This is a genomic window from Pantoea sp. UBA5035, from assembly GCF_002415245.1.
Lineage (GTDB): Bacteria > Pseudomonadota > Gammaproteobacteria > Enterobacterales > Enterobacteriaceae > Pantoea > Pantoea septica.
Map to the genome: position 1 here is coordinate 159,951 of NZ_DICD01000014.1, position 23,050 is coordinate 183,000.

The 23,050-nt window shown below is 59.8% G+C and carries 28 protein-coding genes; 11 read left to right on the forward strand and 17 right to left on the reverse strand.

Going from position 1 to position 23,050, the window contains the following annotated elements:
• Window positions 1–42: 42 nt before the first annotated feature.
• From ptsN to B3229_RS10830, 9 genes are all read right to left on the reverse strand, one after another.
• Window positions 43–522, reverse strand: a complete 480-nt coding sequence (ptsN, locus tag B3229_RS10790; RefSeq protein ID WP_033749262.1) for a PTS IIA-like nitrogen regulatory protein PtsN — start codon at window positions 520–522, stop codon at window positions 43–45.
• A 156-nt stretch (window positions 523–678) separates the two neighbouring features.
• Window positions 679–966 carry a ribosome hibernation promoting factor gene (hpf, locus tag B3229_RS10795; RefSeq protein ID WP_048784682.1) on the reverse strand — a complete coding sequence of 96 codons (288 nt, stop codon included), beginning with the start codon at window positions 964–966 and terminating at the stop codon, window positions 679–681.
• Between the two features lie 21 nt (window positions 967–987).
• Window positions 988–2,421 (reverse strand): RNA polymerase factor sigma-54, encoded by a 1,434-nt coding sequence (gene rpoN, locus B3229_RS10800; RefSeq protein ID WP_048784681.1) that lies wholly within the window; start codon window positions 2,419–2,421, stop codon window positions 988–990.
• Between the two features lie 47 nt (window positions 2,422–2,468).
• Window positions 2,469–3,194 (reverse strand): LPS export ABC transporter ATP-binding protein, encoded by a 726-nt coding sequence (lptB, locus tag B3229_RS10805; protein WP_033749265.1) that lies wholly within the window; start codon window positions 3,192–3,194, stop codon window positions 2,469–2,471.
• A gap of 5 nt (window positions 3,195–3,199) precedes the next feature.
• A complete protein-coding gene (lptA, locus tag B3229_RS10810; RefSeq protein ID WP_033749266.1) occupies window positions 3,200–3,748 on the reverse strand; it encodes a lipopolysaccharide ABC transporter substrate-binding protein LptA in 549 nt (182 codons plus the stop codon).
• Entirely contained in the window at window positions 3,717–4,295 is a 579-nt protein-coding gene (lptC, locus tag B3229_RS10815) for an LPS export ABC transporter periplasmic protein LptC (RefSeq protein WP_033749267.1), read from the reverse strand. Before lptC ends, lptA begins: the two co-directional genes overlap by 32 nt.
• A complete protein-coding gene (gene kdsC, locus B3229_RS10820; protein ID WP_048784680.1) occupies window positions 4,292–4,858 on the reverse strand; it encodes a 3-deoxy-manno-octulosonate-8-phosphatase KdsC in 567 nt (188 codons plus the stop codon). Before kdsC ends, lptC begins: the two co-directional genes overlap by 4 nt.
• A gap of 13 nt (window positions 4,859–4,871) precedes the next feature.
• A complete protein-coding gene (gene kdsD / locus B3229_RS10825; protein ID WP_033749269.1) occupies window positions 4,872–5,858 on the reverse strand; it encodes an arabinose-5-phosphate isomerase KdsD in 987 nt (328 codons plus the stop codon).
• Between the two features lie 17 nt (window positions 5,859–5,875).
• Entirely contained in the window at window positions 5,876–6,856 is a 981-nt protein-coding gene (locus tag B3229_RS10830) for a calcium/sodium antiporter (protein WP_033749270.1), read from the reverse strand.
• 225 nt (window positions 6,857–7,081) lie between these two features.
• On the opposite strand from B3229_RS10830, the gene mlaF reads away from it, so the two are divergent.
• The 7 genes from mlaF (at window position 7,082) to murA (ending at window position 11,887) form a co-directional block, all read left to right on the forward strand.
• Entirely contained in the window at window positions 7,082–7,897 is an 816-nt protein-coding gene (gene mlaF / locus B3229_RS10835) for a phospholipid ABC transporter ATP-binding protein MlaF (protein ID WP_033749271.1), read from the forward strand.
• Window positions 7,898–7,901: 4 nt separating this feature from the next.
• Window positions 7,902–8,684, forward strand: coding sequence for a lipid asymmetry maintenance ABC transporter permease subunit MlaE (gene mlaE, locus B3229_RS10840; protein WP_033749272.1), 783 nt, complete (start codon window positions 7,902–7,904; stop codon window positions 8,682–8,684).
• A gap of 4 nt (window positions 8,685–8,688) precedes the next feature.
• A complete protein-coding gene (gene mlaD, locus B3229_RS10845; RefSeq protein ID WP_048784679.1) occupies window positions 8,689–9,234 on the forward strand; it encodes an outer membrane lipid asymmetry maintenance protein MlaD in 546 nt (181 codons plus the stop codon).
• A 13-nt stretch (window positions 9,235–9,247) separates the two neighbouring features.
• Complete coding sequence (mlaC, locus tag B3229_RS10850) at window positions 9,248–9,880, forward strand: phospholipid-binding protein MlaC (protein WP_033749275.1); 633 nt, start codon at window positions 9,248–9,250, stop codon at window positions 9,878–9,880.
• A 2-nt stretch (window positions 9,881–9,882) separates the two neighbouring features.
• Window positions 9,883–10,188, forward strand: a complete 306-nt coding sequence (gene mlaB, locus B3229_RS10855; protein ID WP_033749276.1) for a lipid asymmetry maintenance protein MlaB — start codon at window positions 9,883–9,885, stop codon at window positions 10,186–10,188.
• A 115-nt stretch (window positions 10,189–10,303) separates the two neighbouring features.
• Window positions 10,304–10,561, forward strand: coding sequence for a BolA family iron metabolism protein IbaG (gene ibaG, locus B3229_RS10860; RefSeq protein ID WP_033749277.1), 258 nt, complete (start codon window positions 10,304–10,306; stop codon window positions 10,559–10,561).
• Window positions 10,562–10,627: 66 nt separating this feature from the next.
• Window positions 10,628–11,887: a UDP-N-acetylglucosamine 1-carboxyvinyltransferase gene (gene murA, locus B3229_RS10865; RefSeq protein WP_033749278.1), complete on the forward strand. Its 1,260-nt coding sequence runs from the start codon at window positions 10,628–10,630 to the stop codon at window positions 11,885–11,887.
• Window positions 11,888–11,951: 64 nt separating this feature from the next.
• Here murA and B3229_RS10870 read toward each other — a convergent pair whose 3' ends face one another.
• Window positions 11,952–12,254 carry a helix-turn-helix domain-containing protein gene (locus B3229_RS10870; protein ID WP_033749279.1) on the reverse strand — a complete coding sequence of 101 codons (303 nt, stop codon included), beginning with the start codon at window positions 12,252–12,254 and terminating at the stop codon, window positions 11,952–11,954.
• A 248-nt stretch (window positions 12,255–12,502) separates the two neighbouring features.
• Window positions 12,503–13,474: an octaprenyl diphosphate synthase gene (gene ispB, locus B3229_RS10875; RefSeq protein WP_033749280.1), complete on the reverse strand. Its 972-nt coding sequence runs from the start codon at window positions 13,472–13,474 to the stop codon at window positions 12,503–12,505.
• Window positions 13,475–13,730: 256 nt separating this feature from the next.
• Between ispB and rplU the strand changes: the two genes are divergently transcribed.
• From rplU to cgtA, 3 genes are all read left to right on the forward strand, one after another.
• Entirely contained in the window at window positions 13,731–14,042 is a 312-nt protein-coding gene (rplU, locus tag B3229_RS10880; protein WP_033749281.1) for a 50S ribosomal protein L21, read from the forward strand.
• Window positions 14,043–14,057: 15 nt separating this feature from the next.
• A complete protein-coding gene (rpmA, locus tag B3229_RS10885) occupies window positions 14,058–14,315 on the forward strand; it encodes a 50S ribosomal protein L27 (protein ID WP_006121751.1) in 258 nt (85 codons plus the stop codon).
• Window positions 14,316–14,544: 229 nt separating this feature from the next.
• The gene (gene cgtA / locus B3229_RS10890) at window positions 14,545–15,717 is read left to right on the forward strand and encodes an Obg family GTPase CgtA (RefSeq protein WP_286870700.1); all 1,173 of its coding nucleotides are present in this window, start codon (window positions 14,545–14,547) and stop codon (window positions 15,715–15,717) included.
• A gap of 39 nt (window positions 15,718–15,756) precedes the next feature.
• Here the strand turns inward: cgtA and B3229_RS10895 are convergent, their stop codons facing one another.
• From B3229_RS10895 to B3229_RS10915, 5 genes are read right to left on the reverse strand one after another with little or no spacing between them, the layout of a single operon-like run.
• Window positions 15,757–16,173, reverse strand: a complete 417-nt coding sequence (locus tag B3229_RS10895) for a hotdog fold thioesterase (RefSeq protein WP_048784676.1) — start codon at window positions 16,171–16,173, stop codon at window positions 15,757–15,759.
• Between the two features lie 3 nt (window positions 16,174–16,176).
• Entirely contained in the window at window positions 16,177–16,935 is a 759-nt protein-coding gene (gene dhbA, locus B3229_RS10900) for a 2,3-dihydro-2,3-dihydroxybenzoate dehydrogenase (RefSeq protein ID WP_286870703.1), read from the reverse strand.
• Complete coding sequence (locus B3229_RS10905; protein WP_286870705.1) at window positions 16,935–17,786, reverse strand: isochorismatase; 852 nt, start codon at window positions 17,784–17,786, stop codon at window positions 16,935–16,937. The genes dhbA and B3229_RS10905 overlap by 1 nt, the downstream gene beginning before the upstream one ends.
• 17 nt (window positions 17,787–17,803) lie before the next feature.
• A complete protein-coding gene (locus B3229_RS10910) occupies window positions 17,804–19,420 on the reverse strand; it encodes a (2,3-dihydroxybenzoyl)adenylate synthase (RefSeq protein WP_286870707.1) in 1,617 nt (538 codons plus the stop codon).
• 10 nt (window positions 19,421–19,430) lie between these two features.
• The gene (locus B3229_RS10915) at window positions 19,431–20,609 is read right to left on the reverse strand and encodes an isochorismate synthase (RefSeq protein ID WP_286870709.1); all 1,179 of its coding nucleotides are present in this window, start codon (window positions 20,607–20,609) and stop codon (window positions 19,431–19,433) included.
• A gap of 177 nt (window positions 20,610–20,786) precedes the next feature.
• On the opposite strand from B3229_RS10915, the gene fepB reads away from it, so the two are divergent.
• On the forward strand, window positions 20,787–21,752 hold the full coding sequence (fepB, locus tag B3229_RS10920; protein ID WP_286870711.1) for a Fe2+-enterobactin ABC transporter substrate-binding protein: 966 nt from the start codon (window positions 20,787–20,789) through the stop codon (window positions 21,750–21,752).
• On the opposite strand, the gene entS is transcribed toward fepB, so the two are convergent.
• Window positions 21,747–22,997 (reverse strand): enterobactin transporter EntS, encoded by a 1,251-nt coding sequence (entS, locus tag B3229_RS10925; protein ID WP_286870713.1) that lies wholly within the window; start codon window positions 22,995–22,997, stop codon window positions 21,747–21,749. The two genes, fepB and entS, sit on opposite strands and share 6 nt — an antisense overlap.
• Window positions 22,998–23,050: the final 53 nt, after the last annotated feature.

Genomic DNA, 23,050 nt, shown 5'->3' on the forward strand with positions numbered 1-23,050 from the left:
CGTTTTAAACCGGCGCGCACGCCGGTAAAAGCGCAGCGCGCGTTACTGCTCCTCTGGAGCTTCTGTAATAATGGCGTAGAGTTCTTCATCGCTCTGCGCCGCGCGCAGGCGGCGACACACGGTCTTATCCGCCAGGCGCTTCGCGACCAGAGAGAGCGTGTGCAGATGGGTTTTGCACTGATCCGCCGGCACCAGCAGCGCAAACAGCAGATCGACCGGCTGATTGTCTACCGCATCGAATGCGATAGGCTGGTCGAGGCTGATAAAGACGCCGACGGCGCGCAGCGTATCCTCTTCCAGCTTGCCGTGCGGAATGGCGATACCGTTGCCGATACCGGTGCTGCCCATGCGTTCACGGGTCAGGATCGCTTCAAACAGCGTTTGATGCGGCAGGTTAAGCTGCTTCGCTGCCAGCTCGCTGATAATTTCCAGCGCGCGCTTTTTACTCTGGCAGTGTACGCCGCTGCGCGTACAGTCCGGCGTCAGCACGGTGCTCAGTTCCAGTGTCAGATCGTTGTTCATTGTCGTTTCACTTGCGAGTTCACAGAGCCGCAGGCCTGCCGCGCTAAACGGCCGCGCGGTATCCCGTGGCGCTTGCACAGATGGCAAAACGGGGCGGTAAATCCGCCCCATCCTGACCGCCCCGAGCGCGCGGCAAGCGCGCTGCAAGCGTGAAGGTTAGTGTTTTTTCAGTTTGTCTTTGTGCCGGGTGAGCTGACGGGCGAGTTTATCCACCAGTCCGTCAAGCGCCGCGTACATATCTTCCGCTTCCGACGTGGCGTGCAGCTCGCCGCCGTTGACGTGCAAAGTCGCTTCCGCAACCTGAGTGACCTTTTCCACTTTCAGAACAATATAAACCTGATTGATACGATCGAAGTAGTGTTCCAGTTTGGCAAATTTCGTGTTGATGAATTCACGCAGTGGTTCGGTGATTTCAACGTTTTGCCCAGTGAGGTTTAGCTGCATAGGTCTTCCTTCTCATTTCGGTCAAACCAGCTGTTTACGCTGATTGGAGGGCGGGATAGATAAAGACTCGCGATATTTAGCGACGGTCCGGCGCGCCACCATGATGCCCTGTTCAGATAACATGGTGGTGAGCTTGCTGTCACTCAAGGGTTTAGCGGGATTCTCCGCCGAGATTAATTTTTTCACCAGCGCGCGGATCGCCGTTGAAGAGGCTTCGCCGCCGCCTTCGGTATTCACGTGGCTGGAGAAAAAATATTTAAGTTCAAAGATGCCGCGCGGGCTGTGCAGGTATTTCTGCGTGGTCACGCGAGAGATGGTGGATTCATGCATATCCACGGCCTGGGCGATATCCGCCAGCACCATAGGACGCATAAACTCTTCGCCCTGCTCGAAAAAGGCCTGCTGCTGCTCAACGATGCAGCGCGTGACTTTCAGCAGCGTATCGTTGCGGCTTTCCAGACTTTTGATCAGCCAGCGCGCTTCCTGCAGATTGCTGCGGATAAACTGGCTGTCGCTGTCGTTCCGCGCCGCGCCGCCCATAGCAGCGTAATGCTGATTGATTCTGAGACGCGGCACGCTATCGGCGTTGAGTTCCACCGTCCAGCGCTTGCCCACTTTGCGCACCAGCACATCGGGAATGACATATTCCGGCTCGCCTGTCTGCACCGACTGGCCAGGACGCGGATCCAGCGACTGAATCAGCAGCATCGCCTCTTTCAGCACATCTTCTTTGAAACGGGTGACGCGCATCAGGCTGCGGAAATCGTGGTTGGCCAGCAGGTCGAGATGGTCGCTGACGATCAAACGCGCTTCGGCCAGCATCGGCGTGGTCGGCGCGAACTGGGAAAGCTGCACCAGCAGGCAGTCGCGCAGGTCGCGCGCGCCGACCCCGACCGGATCGAAGCGCTGAATGCGCTTCAGCACCGCCTCGACCTCATCCAGCGCCAGCTCTTCATCGCCCATGCTGTCGAGGATCTCGTCAAGCGAAACGGTGAGATAGCCGGTATCGTCGATGGCGTCGACGATCGAGGTGGCGATAGCGCGATCGGTATCGGTAAAGGGCGTTAAATCTACCTGCCACATCAGGTAATCCTGCAGCGACTGGGTAGTTTCGCCCTGATAGACCGGCAGCTCGTCGTCCTGATAGTCGGTGCCGGTGCCGGAAGGGGTGCCTGCGGTATACATCTCGTCCCAGGTGGCGTCGAGCGGCAAATCGTCCGGCATCTCTTTCTGTTCAAGCGCCTCGCGCGTGTCCAGCACCTCATCTTCCTGATAGTCGCGGCTGTCGATCTCTTCATGCACTTCAGCCTGTTCCAGCAGCGGATTGCTCTCCAGCGCCAGCTGCAGCTCTTGCTGCAGCTCAAGCGTAGAGAGTTGCAGCAGCCGGATGGCCTGCTGCAACTGCGGAGTCATCGCCAGCTGTTGGCTGAATCTGAGTTGCAAACCTTGCTTCATATTCAGGACGGGATTTCCTAAGCAAACATCGTATTAACGACACCTTATCAGAGTCTGAACTCTTCGCCCAAATAAACCCGTTTAACCTGCTCATCTTCAAGAATTTCATTCGGCGTGCCGTGAGCGATAAGACGCCCCTGGCTGACGATATAGGCGCGTTCGCAAACCGCCAGGGTTTCACGTACGTTATGGTCGGTAATCAGCACGCCGAGCCCGCTGTCGCGCAGGTGCTCGATGATTTTTTTAATGTCGATAACCGAGATGGGATCGACGCCGGCGAAAGGCTCATCCAGCAGGATAAATTTAGGATTAGCGGCCAGCGCGCGCGCAATCTCGACGCGGCGGCGCTCGCCGCCCGACAGCGCCTGACCCATGCTGTCGCGCAGATGGGCGATATGGAACTCATCCATCAGCTCGTTGGCGCGATCCTGACGCTGCTCTTCGGTAAGATCGTCGCGAATTTGCAGCACCGCCATCAGATTGTCATAGACGCTGAGACGGCGGAAAATCGACGCCTCCTGCGGCAAATAGCCGATGCCGCGGCGCGCGCGGGCGTGCAGCGGCAGGATGCTGATATCATCCTCGTCGATCACGATGCGGCCCGCGTCGCGCGGCACGATGCCGACGACCATGTAGAAGGTGGTGGTCTTGCCTGCGCCGTTAGGGCCAAGCAGGCCGACGATCTCGCCCGATTTCACCTGCAGGCTGACATCCTCCACCACGCGACGGCCTTTATAGGCCTTCGCCAGATTTTCTGCGATTAAAGTGGCCATAGCGATCAGTTACTCTTTTTCGGGCTGTTAGCGTTCTTGTCCTGCAGCTGCGACGGCACCAGCACGGTGGTGACGCGCTTGCTCTGACCCTGGCTGTAGGCCTGCATTTTCTGCTCTTTGACCAGATAGGTAATACGGTCGCCTTTGATATTGCTGTCCTGCTGCTCGATATAAGCGTTGCCGGTCAGCTCGACGAAATCTTTCGCCAGCTCATAGTGCAGCTTAGCGGCGTGGCCCTGAACCGGCTTGCCGCTGTCCTGCATCTGGTAGAAGGTGGCGGGATTGCCGTAGGCGTCCACGATGGTTTTATTGCTGTCGCCGCCGGGACGCGTCACCACCACTTTATCGGCGGTGATTTTGATCGTTCCCTGGGTCACGATGACGTTGCCGGTGAAGGTCGCCACATTGCCTTGCAGGTCCAGCGCCTGGTTTTCGGAATCGATGTTGACGGGTTTGTCCGAGTCGCCGGTCACCGCCAGCGCGGGCAAGCTGGCCGCCAGCAGAGCGCCGACCAGGAAAAACTTAAGGCTGTTGTTGTGCATTTTGAATTTCATAATAAGTTTTGACCTTTTCAATCAACTCGGCGTTTTTCGTCCGTAAATTCCCGCGCATCTTCATGCCGGTAGAGTTAAAACCGCGCCCGAACAAGGTAACCTGATCGTCGGAGGTCACGTCCTGCGAGACGAGGTTGACCTGCGCGTTGTCAGTTTTGATGCGCTGCAGCTGCGAATCCTGCGTCAGGGTATTCACCTCGACGTGACCATACAGATAAAGCATACGATCTTTGGTTAATTTGGCTTTATCGGCGCGCACCGACCATGTCGGCACTTTATTTTCGTCGTAGGTGGTCATTACCGGCTTATCGAACCAGCTCACTTCATCCGTCGCGAAATAGGTCACTTTATCGGACACCAGTTTGTAAGCCAGCGCCCCTTGCGGGTTGTAGACCACGGTGTTCGAATTCGCGCTGGTATAGGTCGGCTCCTGATCGTTGGCGGCGACCGGCGCGCTGCTGTCATCCTGACTGGTCAGGTTCCAGCCGATTAGCACCAGCGCAATTAAGGCCAGAATCAGCGTTATCCAACGCCTGCTTTTACTCATACTGATTGCCCTTTGGCATCCTCAAATTTGTTCTGCGCCATTAAAATCAGGTCGCACAGTTCGCGTACTGCGCCGCGTCCGCCTGCGATGCGCGTAACGTAATGGGCGCGCGGCAGCAACACCGGATGCGCATCCGCTACCGCCACGCTCAGCCCTACTCGGGCCATCACCGGCCAGTCGATAAGGTCATCGCCGATATAGGCGACCTGCTCATCGGAAAGCGACAGTTTATCCAGAAGTTCGCGATAGGCCAAAAGCTTATCGGACTGTCCCTGGTAAAGATGACGAATGCCTAAGGTTTTGCAGCGATCCTCCATCAGACGCGCGTTGCGTCCGGTAATAATCGCCACCTCTATATCAGAGGTTAGCAAACAGCGGATGCCGTAGCCGTCGCGCACGTTAAAAGCTTTCAGCTCTTCGCCGTTATTGCCCATATAGATCACGCCGTCCGACATCACGCCGTCGACGTCGCAAATCAGCAGACGGATCTGACCGGCGCGCGCCATCACCTCGGCGCTGACCGGGCCGTAGCAGGTTTCCACCAGGGAAGTATTTACCGACATTCTCATTTCCTGTTCAGACTACGCCGGCGCGCAGCATGTCATGCATATGTACCACACCGAGCAGACGATCGTCATCGGCCACCAGCACAGCGGTAATGTTTTTGTTTTGCATCAGGTTCAGCGCCTCAACCGCCAGCATATTGGGGCGAACCCGAATGCCGCCGCGCGTCATCACTTCCGAAATGGTGGCCTTCTGAAAGTCGATGCCCATATCGAAGATGCGGCGCAGGTCGCCGTCGGTAAAGATGCCCTCGATCTTCATCAGATCGTCGACGATAACCGTCAGCCCTAAATTTTTGCGCGTAATCTCCAGCAGCGCGTCGCGCAGCGAGGCGTCGCGCGTCACGTGCGGGATTTCGTCGCCGCTGTGCATGATGTCGCTCACGTGCAGCAGCAGTTTGCGGCCCAGCGCGCCGCCCGGATGCGACAGCGCGAAATCCTCCGCGGTAAAGCCGCGCGCTTCCAGCAGCGCTACCGCCAGCGCATCGCCCATTACCAGCGTCGCCGTGGTGCTGCTGGTCGGAGCGAGCCCGAGCGGACAGGCTTCCTGCGGCACTTTTACGCACAGATGCACGTCGGCGGCGCGGCCCATGGCGCTATCGGGGCGGCTGGTGAGGCAGATAAGCGGCACATGCTGGCGCTTCAGTACCGGGATCAGCGCCAGAATCTCGTTGGACTCGCCGCTGTTAGAGATGGCGAGCACCACATCGCTGCGGCCGACCATGCCCAGGTCGCCGTGGCTGGCTTCGCCTGGATGCACGAAAAAGGCGGGCGTGCCGGTACTGGCGAAGGTGGCGGCCATTTTCTTGCCGATATGGCCCGACTTGCCCATGCCCATGACGACGACTTTGCCCTGGCAGCGATAGATCATCTCGCAGGCGCGGGTAAAGTCGTCGTTAATATACTGGTCCAGCTGCTCCAGACCTTCACGCTCGATGCGCAGTACCGCTTTTCCCGCCGTCTGAAAGTCGAAATTCGCGTTTGAAAGCTGAGTTGACATGGCAAATCGGTCCTTTGTTATCCGTCGAGGAAAGCGGGCTGAATCCACAAAAGCGCGCCCCAGACGATGAAACCACAGAGTAAGAAAGCGCCTGCGACGCGCCCGATGCGGCGGCGGCGCTGCAGGCAGAGCAGGGCGAACAGCGCGCTGACGGCCAGCATTACCCAGTAATCGCGCGCGAAGGCGTGTTCGTCCACGCTGCCAGGGTTGATCAGCGCCGGTAAGCCCAGCACGATGGCGATATTATAAATATTGGCGCCGATAAGATTGCCGATGGCGATATCGTCTTCGCCTTTCAGCGCGCCCGCCAGCACCGTCGCCAGTTCCGGCAGGCTGGTGCCTACCGCGATCAGCGTGGCGCCCATCACCAGCTCGCTGACGCCGAAATAATCGGCAAAGGTGGTGGCGTTGTCGATCACCATGCGCGTCGCCATGGGCAAAATAATCAGCGCGACCGCCAGCCAGAGAAAGGCGACTGTGTTGCCGCTCTCTTCGCGCGGCAGCTCCGCGAGCTGTTCGCGAGTCAGGGTATCGCTATTGTCCCGCTCGGCGCGGCGCGCGAAGCGGATCGCCACCAGCAGATAGGCGATGGCGATGGCGATCAGGCCGAGGCCGTCAAGGCGGCTCAGGTAGTTATCGAACAGCATCAGGCCGCTGAGCAGCGAGACCAGCAGCATCAACGGCAGTTCGCGCCGGATCAGATTGGAGTATATGTTCAGAGGGTGCAGCAGCGCCGCGCCGCCGAGTATCAGTAAAATATTGGTAATATTCGAGCCCAGCGCGGTGCCGACGGCGAGATCCATCTGGCCGTGCTGCGCGGCTGAAAAAGAGAGGATCATCTCGGGTAGCGAAGTGCCGATGCTGACGACCGTCATGCCGATAATCAGCGGCGGGATGCCAAAGGATCGACACAGTATCGCGGCGCTAAACACCAGACGATCGGCGCCATAAGCCAGTAAAATCAAACCAATGATCAGCAGGGCAGCGGCTACGAACATGAAAAATCCTTGGGTGAAATGCGTTGCCGACACGTCTTGTGCGGCAGGTTTCAGGTTCTGTCATCAGAAACAGGCGCTGATTTTGACCGTCTGAGCGGCAAAAGTAAATTTTATGCCCGCTTTCGCCAAATGAAGGCAGTAAGTTTCTGTAATGCTATCGTGAACTGGCGCGTTACAGGCTACCATCGTAGGCTTTATAACGCCCGATCCACAGAAGAGGTAATAATGGACCAACAGGAAACGAACCTGGTTGAGGTTCGTGGCGTCAGTTTTACACGCGGCGATCGTCCGATTTTCGACGATATTTCGCTGACGGTGCCAAAGGGAAAAGTTACGGCCATTATGGGGCCGTCGGGCATAGGCAAAACCACGCTGCTGCGCCTGATCGGCGGCCAGCTGCAGCCCGATCGGGGCGAGATCTGGTTTCGCGGCGAAAATATTCCCAGCTTGTCCCGCGCGAAGCTTTATGAAACCCGTAAAAAGATGAGCATGCTGTTCCAGTCCGGCGCGCTGTTCACCGACCTGACGGTATATGAAAACGTGGCCTGGCCGTTGCGCGAGCATACGCAGCTGCCTGCGGCGCTGCTGCACAGCACGGTGATGATGAAGCTGGAAGCGGTGGGACTGCGCGGCGCGGCGCAGCTGAAGCCGGCAGAGCTTTCCGGCGGCATGGCGCGCCGCGCCGCGCTGGCGCGCGCGATCGCGCTTGAGCCGGAGCTCATCATGTTCGACGAACCTTTTGTCGGCCAGGATCCCATTACTATGGGCGTGCTGGTCAAGCTGATCGACGAGCTCAACCATTCGCTGGGCCTTACCTGCATTGTGGTATCGCACGATGTGCCGGAGGTGCTCAGCATCGCCGACAGGGCCTATATTGTGGCTGGCCAGAAAATCATTGCGCAGGGCAGCACGCCGGAGCTGCGGCAAAATCCCGACCCGCGCGTGCGTCAGTTTCTGGATGGGATTGCGGACGGACCTGTCCCGTTCCGGTTTGCCGCCGGAGACTATCTTGCCGACTTAACCGGCTCAGGGAGAGTGTAAGCCAATGTTGTTAAAGGCGCTGGCGTCATTAGGACGCCGGGGAATCAATACCTGCTCCACCTTTGGTCGGGCAGGCTTAATGCTGTTTCACGCGCTGGTAGGGAAACCTGCCTTTCGTAAACACACGCCGCTGCTGATCAAACAGCTTTACAGCGTCGGCGTCTTATCGCTGTTGATTATCGTCGTGTCCGGGCTGTTTATCGGCATGGTGCTGGGGCTGCAAGGCTATCTGGTGCTGACCACCTACAGCGCGGAAACCAGTCTCGGCATGCTGGTGGCGCTGTCGCTGCTGCGCGAGCTGGGGCCGGTCGTGACCGCGCTACTGTTCGCCGGCCGCGCCGGATCGGCGCTGACGGCGGAGATTGGCCTGATGAAGGCGACCGAACAGCTCTCCAGCATGGAGATGATGGCGGTCGATCCGCTGCGCCGCGTTGTCTCGCCGCGTTTCTGGGCGGGCTTTATCAGCATGCCGCTGCTGACGCTGATTTTTACCGCCGTCGGCATCGCTGGCGGCGCGCTGGTTGGCGTGAGCTGGAAGGGCATCGACCCCGGTTTTTTCTGGTCGGCGATGCAAAACGCGGTCGATTTTCGCACTGACGTAATCAACTGCATTATCAAAAGCGCCGTTTTTGCCGTGACGGTCACCTGGATCGCGCTGTTTAACGGTTACGACGCGATTCCGACCTCTGAAGGGATTAGCCGCGCGACGACGCGCACCGTGGTGCACGCCTCGCTGGCGGTGCTCGGTCTGGATTTTGTGCTGACAGCACTGATGTTTGGGAACTAATGCAATGCAAAGCAAAAAAAGCGAAATTTGGGTTGGCGTGTTTATGCTTCTGGCGCTGGTGGCGATGCTGTTTCTCTGCCTGCGCGTGGCGGATCTTAAGTCGCTCGGCACGCAGCCGACATGGCAGCTTTACGCCACCTTCGATAATATCGGCGGCCTGAAAGTCAGCTCGCCGGTTAAAATCGGCGGGGTGGTGATCGGCCGCGTCACCGACATCTCCCTTGAACCTAAAACGCTGCTGCCGCGCGTCACTATGGCGATCAGCGAGGAGTACGCCGACAAGATTTCCGACACCAGTTCGCTGGCGATCCGCACGCAAGGCTTACTCGGCGAGCAGTTTTTAGCGTTGAATCTAGGCTTTGACGATCCCGAGCTGGGTTCGGCGATGTTGAAAGACGGCGACACGCTTCGCGATACCAAATCGGCAATCGTGCTGGAGGACCTGATTGGTCAGTTCCTGTATAAGAGCGGCGGCGACAAGAAAGACGATACGGATAACAAGGATCCGCAGGGCGAAGAGAACGCGCCTGCGGCCCCGGCCCAACCCTGAGAGGTAAAAATCGATGTTTAAACGTTTACTGATGGTCGCCATGCTGGTCATCGCGCCGCTGGCCGCGGCGAATGCAGCCGATCAAACCAACCCCTATAAGCTGATGAACGAAGCGGCGGCGAAGACTTTCACGCGTCTGAAAAACGAACAGCCGAAGATTAAGCAGAACCCCAACTATCTGCGCGACGTCGTGCGTCAGGAGCTGCTGCCCTACGTGCAGATCAAGTATGCCGGCGCGTTAGTGCTCGGCCGCTACTACCGCGAGGCGACGCCGGCGCAGCGCGAAGCCTACTTCAACGCCTTCGGCGACTATCTGGCGCAGGCTTACGGTCAGGCGCTGGCGCTCTATCACGGCCAGACTTATCAGATCCAGCCGGAGCAGCCGCTGGGCGACGCTAAAATCATCGCTATTCGCGTGACCATTATCGATCCCAATGGCCGCCCGCCGGTACGTCTCGATTTCCAGTGGCGTAAAAACAGCCAGAGCGGCAACTGGCAGGCGTACGATATGGTGGCGGAAGGCGTCAGTATGATCACCACCAAACAAAACGAGTGGAGCGATCTGCTGCGCACCAAAGGCATCGACGGCCTGACCGCACAGCTTAAAACCTACGCGGCGCAGCCGATTACGCTGGATAAACAGTAACGATGCATGAGTCATTACGCTGGCAGCGTGACGCCAGCACGCTGTCGCTGTACGGCGAACTGAACCGCGATACGCTGCTGGCGCTGTGGCAGCAGCGCGACACGCTGATCGACAAAGCAGAGATTATCGACGTTTCCGGACTGGCGCGCGTCGACTCGGCCGGTCTGGCGTTGCTGGTGCACCTGCGTGAAATCGCCCGCGCTCAGGGCGTCACGCCGCGTTTTAGCGGCATCAGCGAGAAATTGCAGTCGCTAATCACTCTCTACAATCTTCAGCAGATTATTGTTTCTGCGGAAAAAAGCAGCTGACCGCTTTCTCACTCTCTTAAGCCCCTGTTTCTGGCAGGGGCTTTTCCATGTTTAAGAGTCCGCCGCTTTCCTCTAAGATGTCACCCTTTATTCTTTACAACTTAAGTAATGAGCAATGGAAAACAGTGAAATTCAGGCCGTGCTGATGAAAGCGCTGCCGCTGGACGAAGTCCACGTGATGAGCAACGACGGCAGCCACTTTCAGGTAATTGCCGTAGGTGAAATGTTTGGCGAGCTGAGCCGCGTGAAAAAACAGCAGGCCGTTTACGCGCCGCTGATGGAATATATCGCCGACAACCGCATTCATGCCGTCTCCATTAAAACTTATACCCCTGCTGAATGGGCGCGCGACCGTAAACTCAACGGTTTCTGAGCCTTCATCATGGGCGCTCGCCGCTGGCGAGCTCTTCCCGTCTTTAGTTAATTGAGAGCCGTGTTAATGGACAAATTTCGTGTGCAAGGCCCCACCCGTCTGAGTGGTGAAGTAACCATTTCCGGGGCGAAAAATGCCGCGCTGCCGATTCTGTTTGCTGCGCTGCTGGCTGAAGAGCCGGTCGAGATCCAGAACGTGCCGAAGCTGCGCGATATCGATACCACAATGAAGCTGCTAAGCCAGCTGGGTGCGAAGGTTGAGCGCAACGGCTCCGTCCACGTCGACGCCAGCAAGGTCGATATTTACTGCGCGCCGTACGATTTAGTGAAAACCATGCGTGCTTCTATCTGGGCGCTCGGGCCACTGGTCGCGCGCTTCGGCCAGGGCCAGGTCTCCTTGCCGGGCGGCTGCGCCATCGGCGCGCGTCCTGTCGATCTGCATATTACGGGCCTGGAGCAGCTGGGCGCCGAAATCAAACTGGAAGAGGGCTACGTTAAAGCCTCTGTCGACGGCCGCCTGAAAGGCGCGCATATCGTGATGGATAAAGTGAGCGTAGGCGCGACCGTGACCATCATGAGCGCGGCGACGCTGGCTACCGGCGTCACCATTATCGAGAACGCGGCGCGCGAACCGGAAATTGTCGATACGGCTAACTTCCTGATTACGCTGGGCGCGAAGATCAGCGGCGCAGGCACCGACAAGATCACCATCGAAGGCGTTGAGCGTCTGGGCGGCGGCGTCTATCGCGTCCTGCCGGACCGCATCGAAACCGGCACCTTCCTGGTGGCGGCGGCGATCTCAGGCGGCAAGGTGCTGTGTCACAACACCCAGCCGGACACGCTGGACGCCGTACTGGCGAAGCTGCGCGACGCGGGCGCCGACATCGAAACCGGCGACGACTGGATTAGCCTGGACATGCACGGCAAACGCCCTAAAGCGGTTAACGTGCGCACGGCGCCGCATCCGGGCTTCCCAACGGACATGCAGGCGCAGTTCACCCTGCTTAACCTGGTGGCGGAAGGCACGGGCGTCATCACCGAAACCATTTTCGAAAACCGCTTTATGCACATCCCGGAGCTGATCCGTATGGGCGCGCACGCGGAAATCGAGAGCAACACTGCCATCTGCCACGGCGTGGAAAAACTCTCCGGCGCGCAGGTGATGGCGACCGATCTGCGGGCGTCGGCGAGCCTGGTGCTGGCGGGTTGTATCGCCGAAGGCACGACGCTAGTGGATCGCATCTACCATATCGATCGCGGCTATGAGCACATCGAAGATAAGCTGAAGGCGATGGGCGCGCAGATTGAACGCGTAAGCGCTGAATAAACCCAGCGCGAATAAGAAAACCAGCCACGGCAGCGCGGCTGGTTTTTTTTTGCCTGTTCGATCCTCAGGCGCTGGCGGGATCCTGCTTGCGCTTCTCGTCTCCTGCGGGGGATCGAATACGCTTTTTGCGATCCAGCAGCAGGTGGGTCTGCGGATCGTAGTAGCGGCTTGGCCAGATCTCGGCGGGATGGACCTCAATCGCCTCCGCAATTAGCCACTCTCCTTTCGGCCAGGGACGCGAAAGGGCATTAGCCAGCGTGGATGAACTCAAGCCCGCCTGGCGTGACAACGCCGCCAGCGTCGTGCCGCGTCTGCGCAGCGCGGCAATCACATCGGCGGGATGCCAGTCTTCACTCCTTTTTTGCATATCGCATTCTCCTTGTTCCTTGCGTGAATATTTCCCGTGCAGCGAGGGACCTTGCTCTTTTCTCTTATCTGGAAATTTGTGGAATTTTTATACCAGAAAGTTTCTTGTTGTTTCCAGTAATTTTTGGCCCAGTCGCGAGAAGTGAGCGTCTCGACGCAAAAGCGCGGCAACAACAGAGAGGCGTTTCTGAAAAAAGTGAAGCGGGAAGGGGAAAGCAGCGGAGCTGCGGCGGCAGCTCCGAAGGGAGATCAGAAATCGCGCTGGACAGACATATGCGCCAGCGCTTCAAGCGCGCTGCGCCAGGGCGATTCCGGCAGCGCGCTGAGCGCCGCAATAGCCTTATCCGCTTCCTGCTCGGCGCGCTTGCGGGTCCATTCCAGCGAGCCGCACTGCTGCATGGCGGCCAGCACCGGTTCGAGCAGGTGACGGCCATTGCCCTGTTCGATCGCCTCGCGGATCATCTTCGTCTGTTCCGGCGTGCCGTTATGCATCGCATGCAGCAGCGGCAGCGTCGGTTTGCCTTCGCTGAGATCGTCGCCGGTATTTTTGCCCAGCGTGGCGCCGTCGGCGCTGTAGTCGAGCAGGTCGTCGATTAACTGGAAAGCGGTGCCGAGAAAGCGTCCGTAATCCTGCATCGCTTTCTCCTGTGCCGGCGTGGCGTCGGCGAGAATCGCGGATGCCTGCGAAGCGGCTTCAAACAAACGCGCGGTTTTGCTGTAAATCACGCGCATATAGCTCTCTTCGGTGATGTCCGGATCGTTGACGTTCATCAGCTGCAGCACTTCGCCTTCGGCTATCACGTTCACCGCTTCGGACATCAGCGCCAGAATGCGCAGCGAGCCCATGCTGGTCATCATCTGGAAGGCGCGCGTATAGATAAAGTCGCCGACCAGCACGCTGGCCGCATTGCCGAACGCCGCGTTAGCGGTGGCTTTGCCGCGACGCATATCGGATTCATCCACCACGTCGTCATGCAGCAGCGTCGCGGTGTGGATAAATTCGATCAGCGCCGCGTTAATGACGTGCAGTTCGCCCTGGTAGCCGAGCGCGCGTGCCGAAAGCACGGCGATCATCGGACGGATGCGCTTGCCGCCGCCGCTGATGATGTAATAGCCAAGCTGATTAATCAGCGAGACCTCGGAATTCAGCTGGTCGAGGATGGTCTGGTTGACGGCCGCCATATCCTGCGCGGTTAATTCATTAATTTGTTCTAAGTTCATTCGTCTGTTCAGCTTTGACTCGTTTCAACGGCTCATGGTACGTGCTTTAACCAGCCTGAGTTCAGGTAATCTGTTACTGATTGTACTTGAATTTTCCGGATGAGAAACGTTTGCGATCGGCCTGTGTTTTTTTTCTGCAAGAGAGTGCAAAGTGCTCTTGTCTTCTGCTGGAGATTTGCGTAGAATTCGCGCCCTATTGTGAATATTTATCGCGCCGCCTGATGAACGAAAGGCATGCGCAGAAGCGGAGTTTTATATGTACGCGGTTTTCCAAAGTGGTGGTAAACAACACCGAGTAAGCGAAGGTCAGACCGTTCGCCTGGAAAAGCTGGACATCGCAACCGGTGAAACCATTGAGTTTGACCAGGTGCTGATGATCGCAAATGGCGAAGACGTGAAAATCGGCGCGCCACTGGTTTCAGGCGGCGTTATCAAAGCTGAAATCGTTGCTCACGGTCGTGGCGAGAAAGTTAAAATCGTTAAGTTTCGTCGTCGTAAGCACTACCGTAAGCAGGCTGGCCACCGTCAGTGGTTCACTGATGTGAAAATTACTGGCATCAGCGCTTAAGAGGAGATCTGACAAATGGCACATAAAAAGGCTGGTGGCTCGACTCGTAACGGTCGTGACTCCAATGCAAAACGTCTGGGTGTAAAACGTTTCGGTGGCGAATCTGTTCTGGCAGGTAGCATCATCGTTCGTCAGCGTGGTACTAAATTCCACGCCGGTAACAACGTAGGTTGTGGTCGTGACCACACCCTGTTCGCTACCGCAGACGGCAAAGTTAAATTCGAAGTGAAAGGTCCGAACAACCGTAAATACATCAGCATCGTTGCTGAGTAAGGTTGTCGTGACGCAGACAGCGACTGTCTGAACGCACGAATAAAAGCCCCGCAGCCATTGCGGGGCTTTTTACATTCTGCGACCTGTCGTTCTGTATTGCTGTACACTTTATGTACGCCTGATGCAAATCAGTCCTGATTTATCCGCCGCCGGTCAGCGCAGACAGACCCTGGCGGACCCGTTCGCAGCCCAGCAGGGCGCGCGGACGATTGTGTGACGGAGAAAGAAAATGAAGTTTGTTGATGAAGCGACAATCCTGGTGGTTGCCGGCGATGGCGGCAATGGCTGCGTCAGCTTCCGCCGTGAAAAATATATTCCGAAAGGCGGTCCAGACGGCGGCGACGGCGGCGACGGCGGCGATGTCTATCTGGTTGCCGACGAGAACCTGAATACCCTGATTGACTACCGCTTTGAGAAATCCTTCCGCGCCGAACGCGGTCAGAACGGCCAGAGCCGCGACTGTACCGGCAAACGCGGTCAGGACATTATCGTTAAGGTGCCGGTCGGCACGCGCGTGATCGATCAGGGCACCGGCGAAACGCTGGGCGATATGACGCGTCACGAGCAGAAGCTGATGGTCGCCAAAGGCGGCTGGCACGGCCTGGGCAACACGCGCTTTAAATCCTCGGTAAACCGTACCCCGCGTCAGAAAACCATGGGAACGCCGGGCGAGAAGCGCGATTTGCAGCTGGAGCTGATGCTGCTGGCTGACGTTGGCATGCTGGGCCTGCCGAACGCCGGTAAATCGACCTTTATCCGCGCCGTCTCTGCGGCCAAGCCGAAAGTGGCGGATTATCCGTTTACCACGCTGGTGCCGAGTCTGGGCGTGGTGCGCATGGACAGCGAGCAGAGCTTCGTTATCGCCGATATTCCGGGCCTGATTGAAGGCGCCGCCGACGGCGCTGGCCTCGGCATTCGCTTCCTGAAGCACCTCGAGCGCTGCCGCGTACTGCTGCACCTGATCGATATCGCGCCGATCGACGAGTCCGATCCGGTGGACAACGCGCGCATTATTCTCGGCGAGCTGGAGAAGTACAGCGACAAGCTGTTCAACAAGCCGCGCTGGCTGGTGTTCAATAAAATCGACGTCATTGGCGAAGAGGAAGCGCAGGCGCGCGCCAAAGCGATTGCTGAAGCGCTGGGCTGGGAAGAGAAATATTATCTGATCTCCGCAGCAAGCCGTCAGGGCGTGCAGGATCTCTGCTGGGACGTGATGAGTTTCATCAACGACAACCCGAAAGAAGCAGAAGAAGAAGAGAAGAAACCCGAGAAAGTCGAGTTCATGTGGGATGATTACCACCGTGAAACGATGGAAAGCGTGGTTGAAGAAGAAGATGAAGAGTGGGATGACGACTGGGACGAAGATGACGACGAAGGCGTCGAAATCATCTACCAGCGTTAATGCCGGAGAAAAGGGACAGCGAAAGCTGTCCCTTTTTCGTTACCCCAGCACCGCCACCGTCAGGCGCGACGAGCAGCAGAGCTGGCCGCGCGCGTTGCGGATTTCAATCTGCCACACCTGATTGCGTGAGCCGATATGCAGCGGGCGGCAGGTGCCGCGTACTTCGCCGCTGGAGACCGAGCGGTGATGGCTGGCGTTCACCTCGATGCCCACCACGCTTTTGCCCTCTTCAGTGCAGAGATAGCCGGCGATCGAGCCCATCGACTCCGCCAGCACCACCGATGCGCCGCCGTGCAACAGGCCGAAAGGCTGATGGGTGCGCGCATCGACCGGCATGACCGCCTCCAGATAATCGTCGCCGATGGCGGTAAAGCGGATGCCGATATGCGCCACCAGCGAGTTCTCGCCGATAGCGTTCAGCGCGTCGAGATCGGTCTCGCGTTTCCAGATCGCCATCGGTCAGGCTCCCAGCGTCGCGCCGCCGTCAACCACGATATCCTGCAGCGCCACGTGGCTGGCGAGATCCGAGGCAAGGAACAGCACGTTGTTGGCGATCTCCTGCGGCGTGGCGATCTTCCGCAGCGGGATCCCCAGCTTATATTGATCCGGGAAGCCGTCGATCATCTCCTGCTCGGCGGTCGGCGTATGCCACAGGCTGCGCTGCATCTCGGTATCGGTCGAGCCGGGCGAAACGATATTGCAACGTACGCCGTAGGGCGCCATCTCCAGGCCGACCGTCAGGGTAAGGCTGCGCAGTGCGGCTTTTGAGGCGCCGTAGGCCGACATGCCGATACGCGGCGCATGCGCCGAGTTAGAGGCGATAGAGACGATGGCGCCTGCACGCTGCTGACGGAACACCGGCAGCGTCTGCTGAAACATATTGAAGGCGCCGCCCACGTTGACCGCCAGACAGGCCTGGAAATCCGCGGCGGAAATCTCGTCGGTGGCGCCGATACGCAGGATGCCCGCGCCGTTCACCAGCACGTCGAGGCGCGGCTGCTGCGCCAGCAGACGCTGGCACAGGCTTTTCACCTGTCCGGCATCGGCCACGTCGAGCGTATGGCAGGCAAAAGGGTAGTCGATGTCGTGAAAGCGCAGATCGAAGCCCTGCACCTGCGCGCCCGCGGCGTGAAACGCGAGCGCGGTGTAGTAGCCGATGCCCTGGCCTGCGCCGGTCACCCAAACCTGTTTACCGCTGAAGTCGAAGCGCTGGCTCATTACGCAGGCTCCCGGGACAGCAGCGCCCACCAGCCGTCGATAGTGGGGTTTTTCGCCAGGCTGACAAAGTCGATATCGCCGTGCGCCTGACGCCAGCGCGCCGCCAGCGCCATCATGCGCACGGAATCGAGACCGTAGTCGATCAGGTTCTCATTATCTTCCGGCACGTCGTCGTCTTCCAGCAGCGGCAGAACCAGCGCGCGCAGATCTTCTTTGCTGAGCGGCAGCGGCATTAAATCTGCGGTCATCACCACTTTGCCGCTGCGTCCGGCGGTATAGGTCAGCGCCATCATATGTTCCTCGCGGCTAAAGTCCGCCAGCGCATCCGCCACCATAAAGGGCTGGATGTTGCGCATAAAGGCATCGGTCGCGGTGGTAAGACAGCCGATGTGGGCGTACACGCCGGTGATGATCAGCTGATCGCGTCCCATCTCCTGCAGAATCGACTCCAGCGGCGAGCGGACAAAGGCGCTGTAGCGCCACTTGGTCAGCACCTGATCCTCGGAGTCGGGCGCCAGCGCATCGACAATCTTCTGCTGCTCGGGATGTTTGTTCAGGCCCGGCCCCCACATGTCGTTCAGCAGCGCGCGATCTTCATCGCTCTGCTGATTAGGCTGCGCGGTATAGAACACCGGTATGCCCTGCGACTTGCACCAGGCGCGCAGGCGGGCGATGTTCTCCACAACCTGATTGACCAGCGGGCTGTTTTCGCCCCAGAAGTTAAGGAAGTAGGCCTGCATATCGTGAATCAGCAGGGCGGCGCGCTGCGGCTCCAGCGTCCATTTCACCTTGTTGGCGGGCAGCTCGGCGGCGGCGGGCAGCGAATATGAGGTCAGTTTTGGAATAGCCATAAAATCTCCGGAACAGGTCAGGCTTGCGCGTGTTGATCGGCAAGCTGTTGGCGCAGACGTTTCTTGTCTACTTTGCCGACGGGCGTCAGCGGCAGCGCATCCACGCAGGTAATACGATCGGGCAGTTTATATTCGGCGACGCCCAGCTCGCGCAGATGGCGGCGCAGCGCCACCGGTTTGAGCGGCTGACGCGCAACGATAAAGGCGCAGCTTTTTTCGCCCATCAGCTCGTCATGCATCGACACCAGCGCCGCATGGATCACGTCCGCATGGCGCTGCAGCAGGTTTTCGATCTCCTCGGCAGCGATCTTTTCGCCGCCGCGGTTGATCTGATCTTTCTCACGCCCCTGCACGGTGATGTAGCCCTGCGGATTCATCTCGATCAGATCGCCCGAGCAGTAAAAACCGTCGGCGTTGAAGCTGGCGGCGTTGTGCTCCGGGCTTTTGTAGTAGCCACGGAAGGTATAGGGGCCGCGCGTCATCAGGCGGCCGATGGCGCCGGCCGGCAGCGGATCGCCGTTCTCGTCGGCTACCCAGACCTCATCGTCCGGCGAAATCGGCCGGCCCTGAGTCGTGAGGATGGTGCGCTCGTCGTCGTCGAGCCGGGTGTAGTTCACCAGCCCTTCCGCCATGCCGAACACCTGCTGCAGCCGGCAGCCGATCTCGCTCTGAATGCGCGCCGCCAGCGTTTCGCCCAGTTTGGCGCCGCCGACCTGCATCCGCTGCAGCGACGCCAGCGCCTGATTGCTGCCCCAATCCTGGATCGCCTGCAGCCACAGGCTAACAGCGGGCGGCACCAGGCCGGTGTCGGTAACCTTGTGCTTTTCGATCAGCGGGAAACAGTTCGTCGCGCTGGGATCCTCGGCCAGAATCACCTGGCCGCCCGCGTAGAAGACGCCCAGCGCGCCGGGGGAACTCATCGCAAAGTTATGCGGCGCAGGCAGGGCGATCAGATAACGCGTGTCGGCGGTGACCGCGCAGATCTCGTCGCTGGCGCGGATGCTGTAGTAGTAGTCGTTATGGGTGCGCGGGATCAGCTTCGGCGTGCCGGTGCTGCCGCCGGAGAGCTGGAAAAAGGCGACCTCGTCGGCGGCGGTCGGCGTCGGCTGGAAATCGTCTGCGGCTTCAGCCATCAGCGCTTCCAGCCTGTTTTCCGGCTGATTGTCGTTGCGCAGGATCACCTGCCGCAGCGACGGCTGCGCAGCGCACAGCGCGTCGATAAAACTGTCGTCGGCGAACAGCCCATGGTGGCGATCGGCGATCAACAGCGCGGGTTCGATCTGTGCGGCGTAGGATTGCAGCTCGGTGCGCTGGTGGCTAAATAGCGCGTAGACCGAGGCGACCCCCAGCTTGAACAGCGCGAAAACGGTAACGTAGAAGTCGGCGACGTTGCCGAGCTGCACCAGCGCGGTGTCGCCGTTTTTCAATCCGCGACGCTGTAGCGCGGCGGCAAGGTTATCGCTGCGCTGCGCCAGCTGCCGGTAGCTCAGCTGCAGATCGCCTTCGATAACGGCGATGGCGTCGCTGTTTTCATGACGCGCCAGGATATCGGTCATCGGCACATCCAGCCAGTAGCCTTTCTCGCGGTAGCGCGCCGCCAGATCGTCTGGCCAGCGATGGTAAGGGATCGACATGGTATTTCCTTTATTGCAGTCCAAAAGCGCGCAGCATGGTGTCGAGTTTGACACCGGTCTCGCGCCATTCTGATTCCGGTTGCGAATCCGCCACGATGCCCGCGCCGGCGAACAGGCGCACCCGCGCGCCGTGCACGGTGCCGCAGCGGATAGTGACGACCCATTCGCCGTTGCCCTGCTCGTCGCACCAGCCGACGATGCCGCCGAACAGACGGCGGTCGAACGGCTCCAGCGTCTGGATCAGCTGCTGCGCGCGCCTGTGCGGGAAGCCGCTCAGCGCTGGCGTCGGATGCAGGAGACAGGCGAGCGACAGCGCGTTCTCCTGCTCGTCGAGCGCTTCGCCGTCGATCTGCGTCGCCAGATGCCACAGCGTGGCGGTGGTCAGCAGAGAAGGGGTAGTGGGAACCGAGAGCAGGCGGCTGCGCGGCTGCAGCACCTCGCGCATCGCGTCGGTCACCAGCTTGTGCTCGTGGCGATCTTTCGCTGATTGCATCAGGGCGTCGCCCGCGGCCCTGTCGCGCTGCGCGTCGGCGTCGCGTCGCGCGGAGCCGGCCAGCGGGCAGGAGCTGAAATCACGCCCCGCTTTACGCAGCATCAGCTCCGGGCTGGCGCCGACCAGCGAACCGCCCTGCGGCAGCGGCAGATGAAAGTGATAGCTGTTCGGGTTTTGCGCCACGATGCGCTGCATCAGCGCGGCGATATCTACCGGCTGCTCCGTCACAATATCCATCAGGCGCGACAGCACGACTTTATCCAGTTCGCCGCGCTGCGTTGCAGCCACGGCCTCTGCCACCATGGCGGTAAATACATCGTGCTCCGGCATGGCGGCGCGGCGGCGCACCTGCGGCAGCGGCGCCTGAACGGCAGGCAGCGCAGCCTGAAGATCGGCGCGGTTAAAGACCTGATGCGATTCCGGAATAAACAGCGCGGCGGGCTGCGTGACGTCGAAGGGGATGGCGCCGACCAGGATCGGATGGGCGATGCCCTGTTTTTTTGCCGATGCGAAGTGGCGTCGCAGCTGCTGTTGAAAGTCGCCGTTCAGCGCGTCGCCATCGGTCGCCGGCGTGGCGATCGTGGTGTAGCAGCCTTGCGTAGCGATACTGCGCCACGGGGATGTGAAGATAAATCCCCGGCACAGCGCGGAGAAATCCTCAAGCAGGGGATTTCCAAACGTCAACGTTTCCACCATAATTTTCACCTATAAATGATAAGATAACTAATAATGATTATCATTTGTATTGTGGTTCTGTAACCTACGTTGATTAGGCTGGAGTGTCAATAAATTCGCGGCAGTGAGCGCGCGATCTCAGCGTGATGCGTAGAGGCGACAGAAGGTTGTATTACAGTAAAAGGTGGACTGAATCTTATGTTTAAGCGGATTTTTACCACGGTGGCCGCGCTGGCTTTCATAACCGTGCTGGCTCACCCGGACGCGCGGGCGGAAGGCGGCTGGCCGCGCACGCTGCAAAGCGTCGGCGGCAGCGTCACGCTGGATAAAGCGCCGCAGCGCATCGTCTCTACCAGCGTCACCCTGACCGGCTCGCTGCTGGCGATCGATGCGCCGGTCATCGCCAGCGGGGCGACCGCGCCAGGCAGTCGCCTGGCGGATGAGCAGGGCTTTTTCCGTCAGTGGAGCGACGTCGCAAAGCGTAAAAATCTCAAGCGGCTCTATATCGGCGAACCGAGCGCCGAAGCGGTGGCCGCCGAAGCGCCGGATCTGATTATCGTCAGCGCGACCGGCAACGACTCCGCGCTTAAGCTGGTGGATCAGTTCTCGGCTATCGCGCCGACGCTGGTGGTGAACTATGACGATAAAAGCTGGCAGCAGCTGGTGACGCTGCTCGGCGAAGCGACCGGCCACGAGGCGGAGGCGGCGGCGCGCGTAAAGGCGTTCGATGCGCAAGAGGCGGCGCTGAAGCAAAAAATCACGCTGCCGCCGCAGCCGGTTTCCGCGATGGTGTTTAACGGCGGCGGCCGCGCGGTGAACCTGTGGACGCGCGAATCAGCGCAGGGCAAGCTGCTGGAGCAGCTCGGCTTTACGCTCGCCGTGCCGCCTGCGGATCTGCAGCAGACGCACAGCATGGGCCAGCGCAAAGATATTATTCAGCTCTCCGGCGAGAACGTCGCCAGCGGCCTGAACGGCAATACCTTCCTGCTGTTCGCCGCGGAGGAGCAAGGGGCGAAACAGCTGATGCAGAACCCGTTCCTGGCGCAAACCGCGGCGGTGAAGCAGCAGCAGGTTTACGCGCTGGGCGCCGACACCTTCCGTCTTGACTACTACAGCGCCAGCCATCTGCTGACGCGTCTGGAGCAGCTGTTCGTTAAATCATGACGCCTCTTCCGCCAGCGTCGGCGCTGGCGGTTGATAGCGTCGCAGCTTCGCCATCAGCATCCACATCACTCCTCCCAGCAGCGCCGCGCCGAAACCGAACAGCGCGGCGGCCTGCTGCGGCAGCAGCCATGACCCCAGCGCGCCGATCATCGCCGCGCCGATCGCATCGCCGGTGACGTTCTGCGCCGTCCACAGGCTGTTGATGCGCCCTAACAGCGCATCGGGCGTCAGCGACTGAATCAGCTGGTACTGCACCAGGCTGTTAACGGCGCTGAAGTAGCCGAACGCCGCCAGGCAGGCAAGCCCGAGGGCGAACTGCGGCATCAGGCTGAAGGCGCCAAGCGCGAGGAAAGCGGCGACGGCACTGACTAACATCACTTTGCCTGGCTGCGGCGTCTGCGCCAGCCGTCCGCTGGTCAGCGCGCCCAGCGCCGCGCCGAGCGGCACGGCGGCGTACATCAGGCCCAGCTCATCGAGGCTGACCTGCCAGTGCGGCGCCAGCGCCGGATAGAGCACGCGCACCGCGCTCGCCAGGGTGACCAGCGCGCCGATCAGCGCCGCCATGCCGACCAGCGGCGCGGCGAACAGGAACTGCACGCCGCTGGCGAGCGCCCGCAGCGGATGTTCGCGCGGCTGCGGCGGCGGCGGCATCACGGGCAGCCGCAGCAGGGTCAGTACGGTGAGCAGCGTGCCGAGGGCGGCGAGGCCGTAGTTCCACGCCGCGCCGCCGTGCGCCAGCACCAGACCGCCAATGGCGGGCGAGAGGATCGCGCCGAAGCGCACCGTCAGCATGGTAATGGCGCCCGCCTGCATCAGGTTTTCGCGTCCCACCAGCGCCGGCGTCGCCGCCAGCAGCGCCGTGACGCCGATCGCGCCGAAGAAGCCATCCCACAGGCCGAGCAAAAAGACCGCGCTGACCGACGGCGTCGGCAGCGAGGCGTTAACGGCGAGCGCCACGAAGCCGAGGCCGCAGGTCGATCGCGCAATCAGGATTAGCCGTTTGCGCTCGTAGCGATCCGCCAGCACGCCGCTGGTGAGCAGCCCGACGAACATGCCTGCGCCCGCCAGGGTCACCGCCAGCCCGACCAGCGCGGGGGAGCGGGTCAGCTGCTGGATCTGTACCGGCACGGCAATCGCCAGCATGCCGAGCGCGACGATAGAGATAAAACGGGCGATAAAGACGGCGCGAAAAGCGGGATGCGTCTTCAACAGGCTGAGATCGATGAGATGGGAGGGTTTGTTCATTGCTTCGCCTTTTGCTGCGGTTTTCCTCGCTATGGTCGAGGCGAATCATGGTA